At 44.6% G+C, this 4,384-nt stretch carries 3 protein-coding genes; 1 reads left to right on the forward strand and 2 read right to left on the reverse strand.

Annotated features, from left to right (window positions below):
• Positions 1 to 350: 350 nt before the first annotated feature.
• Complete coding sequence (locus tag HUJ21_RS22930; RefSeq protein ID WP_291373155.1) at positions 351 to 1,514, reverse strand: hypothetical protein; 1,164 nt, start codon at positions 1,512 to 1,514, stop codon at positions 351 to 353.
• 49 nt (positions 1,515 to 1,563) lie between these two features.
• Entirely contained in the window at positions 1,564 to 2,874 is a 1,311-nt protein-coding gene (rimO, locus tag HUJ21_RS22935; RefSeq protein WP_291373156.1) for a 30S ribosomal protein S12 methylthiotransferase RimO, read from the reverse strand.
• A gap of 472 nt (positions 2,875 to 3,346) precedes the next feature.
• Here rimO and HUJ21_RS22940 point away from each other — a divergent pair, with 472 nt between their 5' ends.
• Positions 3,347 to 3,991 carry a hemolysin III family protein gene (locus HUJ21_RS22940; protein ID WP_291373158.1) on the forward strand — a complete coding sequence of 215 codons (645 nt, stop codon included), beginning with the start codon at positions 3,347 to 3,349 and terminating at the stop codon, positions 3,989 to 3,991.
• The last annotated feature ends 393 nt before the right edge of the window (positions 3,992 to 4,384 follow it).

Raw genomic sequence — 4,384 nt, forward strand, 5'->3', positions numbered from 1 at the left:
AACCATTTTCAGAAAGGAAAATAGTAATTCGAAAACCATAACTTAATAGCATTGACCCCCTTTTAAAGGGGGATTTGCCTATTTACCGATGACGTAATTTAATTTTTGTTTGATATAGAAATTACCCTGGAGAAATTTGATAAAAAAGAAGACTTATATTTTAAAAACGCAAAGAGCGTAGGCCTGAAAAAAAACGAGCCTGTCCCGAGCAGCGCAGCGAATCGGGAGAAAAAGTACAATAGAAACAAGCTAAAATACCATAAATAGCCTTTGACTCAACATTATCCATTAAACAATGAGAAGTTTATATTCCCATATATTGCAAAAACCCCATCCTCATCCCGATTGCTTTATTTAAAAATAGGATGCCGTTCAAAAGGTTTCTCCCGGTCAAACAGGTACCGGTAGGTATGGTGGGTCTTGTAGATAGAAGCATTCAGCTGCTCACAAACCCGCATCATTTTGGGATTAAAGTCTCCAATCCAGTTCATTTCAATGGTTTTGTAGGAGAGCTTCTTTTCAGCGATGTTGTCCCGGTATTCCGTTATCATGGCACTTTCCACCCCTTTTCCCTGAAATTCAGGCACTACCCCAAATACCAGACCCAACATTTTATTGGGGGGATTGAAGGTCTTGTTCCATATAAATTTTAACTTACCCATCAGGTCCAGCTTGCCATTCACGTACTTGAACAACTGATTGATCTCCGGAATATTGATGAAAAAAGAGACCGGCTCTCCTTTGTAAAAGCCGAAATACACCAGGTAAGGGTCAATCACAGGCTTCATCTTGGTCAGCATCAGGCGGGCCTCTCTCTCAGAGATGGTTTTGCCCATGTGCCTGGCCCAGGCCTTATTGTAGACCTTCATGAAATATTCCGGAAACTTCTCCCACAACTCCTTGCCTTTCAGGTACCGGAATTGAAAATCCTTATCGAGGAGGATATTTTTGGCCCGCTCTTCCATTTTGGGGTCCAGGGTCACCCCCCTGACCGCCCTCATATAGGTAAATTGGCGAAAGTACACCTGAAATCCATAAGCTTCAAAAAGCGCCCTGTAATAGGGGAAATTCCAATACATATTGTAATTGGGTGGGGAATAACCTTCCACCAATAATCCCCACCATTTGTCCCTTTCCCCGAAGTTTACCGGACCATCCATGGCCTCCATCCCCTGCGCCTGCAACCAGTCCCTGGCAGCATCAAACAAAAGAAAGGCAGCCTGGGGGTCATTGATGCACTCAAAAAAACCCATTCCTCCGGTAGGCTGTTTTTCCTTCCATTTGGGATTGATAAATGCCGCATTCCTGCCGATGGTATTCCCCTGATCATCCAGCAGCAACCAGCGGATCGCTTTTCCTCCCGTCTTGAACAATTTATTGGTCTCCGGATGAAACAAATCTTCTATATCCTTGTCCAGAGGTCTGATCCAGTTTTCTTCATTGCGGTACAACCTGACGGCCATTTTAATAAATTCTTCTCTTTGGGCTTTGGTGCTCACTTCTTGTAACTGCATGGGGTAATTTCGCTTATGGTCAATAAAAATTAATGCATGGGGAACAGTGTCAGACTACTTCTCCATACAGGTCAAATTCAGCCGCTCCGGTTATTTTCACCGAAACAAAATCCCCGATCCTGCAGTAAAACCTGCCGGCATCAATCAATACCTCATTGTCCACATCCACCGAATCGTAGGCCGTTCGCCCCACAAAATGACCGCTTTCTTTTTTATCAATCAATACTTTGAAAGTTTTACCAACTTTCTCCTGATTCAATTCAAAGGATATTTGTTCCTGTACCTCCATGATCCTGTTGGCCCTTTCCTGTTTCACCTGGGCCGGCACATGGTCCTCCAGCGAATGGGCGTGGGTATCTTCTTCATGGGAATAGGTAAAAACTCCCAGCCGCTCAAAACGCATGCGCTCCACAAAGTCCACCATTTCTTCAAACTCCTCCTCCCCTTCACCAGGATGCCCGGCGATCAGGGTAGTCCTGATGGCAATATCGGGAATTTTTGCCCGGATGCTTTGGATCAATTCCTCCTGCTTTTCCCTGCTGGTACCCCTGCGCATGGTTTTCAATACCGCGCTGGATCCATGTTGCAAGGGGATGTCCAGGTAATTGCAGATATTTTCCCGCTCGGCCATCACATCCAGTACATCCATGGGAAAGCCCGTTGGATAGGCATAATGCAGGCGGATCCAGTCAATCCCCTCCACATCAGAAAGTGCCTTTAAGAGATCCGCCAAACGCCTTTTTTTGTACAGGTCCAATCCATAATAGGTAGAATCCTGTGCGATCAGCAGCAGCTCCCTGGTCCCCTGAGCCGCCTTGTGCCTGGCTTCCTGTACCAATTCCTCAATGGGTCTGGATACATGGCCGCCACGCATCAGCGGAATGGCACAAAATGAGCAAGGCCGGTCACAGCCTTCGGAAATCTTCATATACGCATAGTGCGCCGCATGGCTCAACAACCTCTCCCCTACGAGTTCATGCTTGTAATCGGCTTTAAATTTCTTCAACAGGGCCGGCAAATCCCGGGTACCAAAAAAGGCATCTACCTGGGGAATTTCTACCTCCAAATCATCCTTATACCGCTGAGAAAGGCACCCCGTCACATAGACCTTGTCTACCAGGCCCTTGTCCTTGGCAGCCGCATATTCCAATATGGTGTTGATCGACTCCTGCTTGGCATTGTCAATAAATCCACAGGTATTGATGATGACAATATTGTTATCGGCAGCTGTGGATTCGTGTCTGGCTTCAATACCATTTCCCTTCAGCTGGCTGAGCAATACCTCTGAGTCCACGAGGTTTTTGGAACAACCCATGGTAATGATATTGACTTTATCTTTTTTTATGGTTCTTGCTTTCATAATTTCCCGTAAAAGTACAAAAATTAACGTACACCGGGCCAATAAAAGTCGCTTTCCTGGGATGTTACTGAATTATTAATATTGCCCGGATTAAATAAAGAATCCTTAATGAAAAATTCCGCCCCCAAAAATAATAAAGGCATACTTTTGAGGCAGTAATACAGCGACAATTTTTTTATTACTCCTTACAACATTTTTACTAAAAGGCCTCAGCATCCTCTGGGGTCTTTTTCTTTTTTTTCCTTACCGCTCATTCCCGAAAAGAATGATTGAAAACATTTACCTTTGCCTATGGAAAACTTCTGAAGTACCCTGAAGGCGTTAGCATTTTTCAGCAGCATTCTTAAGGAATGGCTCCCCCTGAAAGCTGATCCTCAAGCTGGGACTGACAGCTGTTTTTCATCCAAATCCTGGGAATTGGTAGTTCAATTTCCTCAAAGATTTAAGTCTTTTTTTATTCAACTTACTGAAAATGAATGGATCCGGTGAAAGAAAACAAAGCTTAAAGGAAGAATTTGCCAACAGCATTACCCACCTGATCGGGATACTGTTTAGCATCGTCGCCATTGCGCTGCTGGTTGTTTTTTCGGTGATGAATGGAACGCTCATCCACGTGCTGAGCTGCAGCATTTTTGGAGGCACCATATTGCTCATGTATACCTTTTCTACCCTTTATCATGCCATATCGTCGGAAACCATCAAACCCCTGCTCCGCACCTTTGACCATATCAGTATCTATTTTTTAATAGCCGGCACTTACACGCCATTTTTATTGATCGGTTTAGGCGGATTCAGGGGATGGATGTACTTTGGTATCATCTGGGGACTTACTTTGATCGGCCTGGTTTTTAAAATTTACTTTACCCACCGCTTCTCCAAACTATCCCTGGTCCTATACCTCAGCATGGGCTGGATGCTTTTGTTCTTTATCCGGCCCTTAATGGCCAATCTTACGCAGGACATCATCATCCTGATGGCTGCCGGGGGCCTGGCTTATACCACCGGAGTTATTTTTTATGCCAACAAAAAAATGCGCTATGCCCATGCCATCTGGCATTTGTTCGTATTGGCGGGAACGGTCTTTCATTTTATAGCCATAATGTTGATGATCAGTTAAACCGGAACAAGCGACAGGGGCTGGTGGTTAAGGGTTATTCATTGAATTGTTGAGCTTGCTTCATAGCCAAACAGCCGCTCCTCGGGATTTGTAATTCCGTGGATCAGATAAAAGGGGATTTGTAATCCCCAAAACTGCCTCGAATTTGCTTTACGTGAAGGCAAATATGGACGGGCACAACAGCAGGATTGCAAATCCTGCATTATCTGGGTTCGACATTGCAAATGGCGAACAGCACGATTAAGGGTTAAGGGTTATTTATCTAATCATTGAATTGGTTAGCTTGCTTCACAGCGAAACCGCTCCACGGAATTTGTAATTCCGTGGAGCAGATAAAAGAGGCTGTCCGAAAAGTCGGGCAGCCTCTAATTTAGTTGTTTTTTTTCTCCAAAA

The organism is Cyclobacterium sp. (assembly GCF_014762705.1).
GTDB lineage: Bacteria > Bacteroidota > Bacteroidia > Cytophagales > Cyclobacteriaceae > Cyclobacterium.

Bases quoted from the DNA above. Each gene is read 5' to 3' on its own strand.
- HUJ21_RS22930 (WP_291373155.1), bottom strand. From the start codon at position 1,514: ATGCAGTTACAAGAAGTGAGCACCAAAGCCCAAAGAGAAGAATTTATT.
- rimO (WP_291373156.1), bottom strand. From the start codon at position 2,874: ATGAAAGCAAGAACCATAAAAAAAGATAAAGTCAATATCATTACCATG.
- HUJ21_RS22940 (WP_291373158.1), top strand. From the start codon at position 3,347: ATGAATGGATCCGGTGAAAGAAAACAAAGCTTAAAGGAAGAATTTGCC.